Here is a 2,667-nt window from a genome sequence, read left to right on the forward strand (position 1 = left end):
GGATCAGGAAGACGATCAGGCCGATGACGAAGTTGCCCGCGACGACGTAGGAGCCCACCGCCCCGATCACCTGGCCGGCGCCAGCGTCCRTCAGGATCAACCGTGTCGCGGCGACGTTCAGAGACAGYCGGAACAGCGTGGCGATCAGCAGCAGCGACGGGAAGGTCGAGAACTCCACCGGCCGATGCATGTAGAAGGTCAGCATCAGCAGCGTCAGCGCGAAGCCGACATTGGCCAGGATCAGGAAGTCCAGCAGGCCCGCGGGGATGGGCGCGAACAGTATCGTGAGCACGCCCAGCACCAGCACGACGAGCAACACGTCGGAATGGCGGCCAAACGCCTGGCGCAAGCTGTTCATGCGGGCCTCATGCCGCTGCGGGCTTCACGCAGGCTGCGCAGCCACACCAGGATGCGCGCCACCGGCGGGTACCACTGCTCGGGCACATAGGCATCCTGCGGCACCTCCTTGTAGAGGGCCCGGGCCAGGCGCGGGCTGTGCACGATGGGCACGCCGGCCTTGTTGGCGGCGCGGCGGATCTGCCGCGCCAACATGCCCGCGCCCTTGGCCACGACCAGCGGCGCAGGCGTCACGCCATGCTCGTAGCGGAGCGCCACGGCCACGTGCGTGGGGTTGGTGACCACCACCTGTGCCTGCGGCACCTTCTGCACCGAGCTGGCGGCCTTCAGGAACTGCATGCGGATTTCGCGCTGGCGGTTGCGGATGCGCGGGTCACCTTCGCGGTTCTTGTGCTCGTCCTCGATCTCCCGCTTGCTCATGCGCAGGTTGCGCAGGAAGTCCCAACGCACGAACAGCAGGTCCACCAGCACGAAAACGAGCAGCACCGCGCACAACTTGGCCATCAGGCCGCCAGAGGACTCCATCACGCGAAAGAGCAGCGCCTTGCCCGGCAGCCCCAGCAGCTTCAAGGCGCCCGGCATCAATGCATGGAGCGCCAGATAGGCCGTACCCATCAGCGCTGCCAGCTTGAACGTGCTCTTGAAAGCCTCATAGATCACGCGCATCGAGAACAGCTTCTGGAAGCCCTGCGCCGGGTTCAGCCGCGTGAAGTCCGGCGTGATCGGCGACGACGAGAACACCAGCCCGCCGCTTTGAAGCAGCCCGGCCATCAGTGCAACAACCACCACGGCGAACAGCAACGGCGCCAGCACGAGCATGGCTTCGTGCAGCTCTTTCCCGATCAACTGCGAAGCAGCGGCGGGATCGTCCATCAGACTGGGTGCCGACGCCAACCCGCGCGCCAGCAGACCCGCCAGCCCTTTGACGGCCGGCGCCAGCATGGCGTAGCAGGCCAGCATCGCCGTCACCAGCACCGCAAAGCTCGCTGCGTCCTGGCTGCGCGCCACCTGGCCGCGCTTGCGCGCCTCGTCGAGCTTGTGGGGCGTCGCCTGCTCATTGCGGTCGAGGTCCTGCTCTCGGCTCATTGATGCACCCTTCGGCCTGCGGCCTGTCCCGCCAGGCGGGAGCGAGCTTGCTTGGGACGGCCCGGCGCGGCGCTCATGGTTGCACCACTTGCCAGAAGTCGAACACGCCGGCGTAGAGCTTCCTGAGCGCAGGCGCCATACCAGGCGCCGCAATGGCAAGAGTCGACAGACCCACCAGAGCTTTCACCGGCATGCCGATGAACAGCACATTCATCTGCGGCAGCACCCGCGAAACGAAGTCCAGCACCAGCTCGATCAGCAGCAGCATGAACATCGCAGGCGCGACCAGGACAACCGTCATGCTGAACATCGCACCCATGGCGCGCGCCAGGGCCGAGGCATCGGGCAAGCGCCAAAGCGCGCCGGGCGGCACCCATTGCGCCACCTGCGCGATGCCACGCAGCAGCGCATGGTGCCCGTCGACACCGAAGAACACGCTCATGCCGACCAGGGTCAGCGCAACGCCCATCACGGGCACATTGGCGCGCGTCACGGGGTCCAGCACCGTCGCCATGCCAAAGCCCATCTGCAGGTCCAGCAGGCGCCCCGCCATGGCGAGTGCGGCAAAGGCGGCATGCAAGGACAGGCCAAGGAGCGCGCCCAAGGCGGCTTCACTCAGCAACAACAGGAATAGCCCGCCCAACCCCGCCGGCACCGCAGTGCGCAAGCCGAGTGCGGCACATAAGCTGCCAGACAGCGCGAGCGTGAACAGCACCCAGAAGATGGGCGGCGCTTTGACGGCCTGAGCCAGCGGGCTCAGGGTCAACAGGGCGCCGAGCCGCGCCCACAACAGGAGCACGGCCACCGCCCAAGCGGGGTCGATCCAGGGCATTGCCGTTACACCAGTCGGGGAATCGCGCGGATCAGGGCGCTGCTGTAGGCCACCAACTGGCCCAGCATCCACGGTCCCGCCAGCACCAGCACCGCCACGCTGGCCAGCAGCTTGGGGATGAAGGTGAGCGACATCTCCTGGATCTGCGTGACCACCTGGAAGATGCTCACGCCCAAACCCACGATCAAGACGGTCAACAGCAGCGGCGCGGAGACCATCACGGCCTTCCACATCAGCTGCGCAAATAGCTGCAGCGAAACATCTGGCGTCACAGCGCCACCCTCCCCAAAGCGTGCCCCGCTTGTTTTTCGTACGTCGGCGGTTTTGTTTTGCCGATCTTGCGAGGCGCGATTGTTCCGGCGAATCCGCGTTCGATTTAGCGGTTAGGGCCC

At 66.3% G+C, this 2,667-nt stretch carries 4 protein-coding genes; all 4 read right to left on the bottom strand.

Annotation, left to right across the window (positions count from 1 at the left end; translation table 11 throughout):
• The coding region (locus AC1DU6_RS26515) for an FHIPEP family type III secretion protein (protein WP_477860773.1) at window positions 1-358 on the bottom strand (358 nt) is incomplete at its 3' end.
• A complete protein-coding gene (locus AC1DU6_RS26520; RefSeq protein ID WP_457323194.1) occupies window positions 355-1,443 on the bottom strand; it encodes an EscU/YscU/HrcU family type III secretion system export apparatus switch protein in 1,089 nt (362 codons plus the stop codon). The genes AC1DU6_RS26515 and AC1DU6_RS26520, both read right to left, overlap by 4 nt.
• A gap of 73 nt (window positions 1,444-1,516) precedes the next feature.
• Window positions 1,517-2,275 (bottom strand): flagellar biosynthetic protein FliR, encoded by a 759-nt coding sequence (locus AC1DU6_RS26525; protein ID WP_457323195.1) that lies wholly within the window; start codon window positions 2,273-2,275, stop codon window positions 1,517-1,519.
• Window positions 2,276-2,280: 5 nt separating this feature from the next.
• Window positions 2,281-2,547, bottom strand: a complete 267-nt coding sequence (fliQ, locus tag AC1DU6_RS26530) for a flagellar biosynthesis protein FliQ (RefSeq protein WP_457323196.1) — start codon at window positions 2,545-2,547, stop codon at window positions 2,281-2,283.
• Between the last annotated feature and the right edge of the window lie 120 nt (window positions 2,548-2,667).

The organism is Roseateles sp. P5_B10, assembly GCF_056400485.1.